Source organism: Pseudomonas sp. P5_A2_2 (genome assembly GCF_054177685.1).
The window spans coordinates 1-1644 of the sequence record NZ_JBGCUL010000972.1; the positions used below are offsets into that span (position 1 = coordinate 1).

2 protein-coding genes are annotated in these 1644 nt (G+C 61.5%); both read left to right on the forward strand.

All coding sequences use genetic code 11. The annotated features are described in order from the left end of the window. A partial coding sequence (locus tag ACXRVY_RS27905) for a hypothetical protein (RefSeq protein ID WP_458238825.1) occupies positions 1-293 on the forward strand: 293 nt, incomplete at its 5' end. Positions 294-371: 78 nt separating this feature from the next. Then, the coding region (argH, locus tag ACXRVY_RS27910; protein ID WP_458238826.1) for an argininosuccinate lyase at positions 372-1644 on the forward strand (1273 nt) is incomplete at its 3' end.

Sequence of the window (1644 nt, forward strand, 5' to 3'; positions counted from 1 at the left end):
GCCCACTGAGGGCCAGCGGTGCCCGTTGCAGCGTTTTCGGCGGCGGGTTTCCGGAATTGGAAAGTGGGGTTTCCATAATGCTTATTTACCTCTGGCGCCCTATTCAACAATCTGTGCCCAACAACAAAAACATCGTTGGCCTAATAATAATGAACACAGAAAACCAGGCTTGGCAACCGCCAATAAATCCCGAACATCAGTGCCAAACCACTGATCTCAAAACATTAAAAGCTGACACTTCGATCAGCTCTCGCAACGATGCAACTGCCCTCTTGAAAACTGCTCTGGCCTGATTTCGTTCGCTGACTTTTTAGCGACGTTGCGGCCCGGCATACCCATTTCAGTTCGCGATACCGACGAGGAAAACAACAATGTCACAAACCACCGACCGTCTCTGGGGTGCTCGCTTCAAAAGCGGCCCGTCCGAAGCCTTGGCGGCCCTGTCCCGTTGCCCTGAGCGTTACTTCCGGCTCACCCCGTACGACCTCGCCGGCTCCAAGGCCCATGCCCGGGAACTGCAGCGCGCCGGACTGCTGAGCGAGCAAGAAACCCAGACCATGCTCGACGCCCTGGAACGTATCGGCGCTGACTTCCGCGCCGGCAGCATCGCCCCGACCCTGGACGACGAAGACGTCCACACCTTCATCGAGCGCCTGCTGACCGAGCGCCTTGGCGCCCTCGGCGGCAAGCTGCGCRCCGGTCGTTCGCGTAACGACCAGACCGCCAACGACCTGCGGCTGTTCCTGCGTGACCACGTGCGCACCCTGGCCGTTGAAGTGCTGGCCTTGCAGCAGGCGCTGGTGGACCAGGCCGAGCAACACATCGAGAGCATCTGCCCCGGCTTCACCCACCTGCAGCAGGCACAACCGATCGTGTTTGCTCATCACCTGCTGGCCCACGCCCAGTCGATGCTGCGCGACGTGCAGCGCCTGGTGGACTGGGACGCGCGCACTTCGCTGTCGCCACTCGGTGCGGCGGCCATGGCTGGCTCGGCTATCGCTCGTTTACCTGAGCAATCGGCAAAAGAAATGGGCTACAGCGGTGTTTGCGAAAACTCCATCGACGCCGTGGCCAGCCGCGATCACGTCGCCGAGTTCCTGTTCATCGCCAGCATGCTTGGCATCAACATCTCGCGCCTCGCCGAAGAGTTTTGCCTGTGGTCGTCGCGGCAATTCCGCTGGGTCGCGCTGGACGATGCCTACGCCACTGGCAGCTCGATCATGCCGCAGAAAAAGAATCCGGACATCGCCGAACTGGCGCGGGGCAAGGCGGGTCGCCTGATCGGCAACCTGACCGGCCTGTTGTCCACCCTCAAATCCCTGCCGCTGTCTTACAACCGCGACTTGAGCGAAGACAAGAACGGCGTGCTCGACAGCGTCGACACCCTGCTGCTGGTGCTGCCGGCCATGGCCGGAATGGTTGCGACCATGACAGTCAACGTCGAAGAGCTGCGTCGCCAGGCACCGCTGGGTTTCACCCTCGCTACCGAAGTCGCCGACTGGCTGGCGGTGCGCGGCGTGCCGTTCAAGGAAGCTCACGAAATCACCGGTGCGCTGGTCAAGGCCTGCGAGAAACACGACGTCGAATTGTGGGAAGCCTCCCCGGCACTGCTGGCGGAAATCGACCCGCGCCTCACACCGGAAG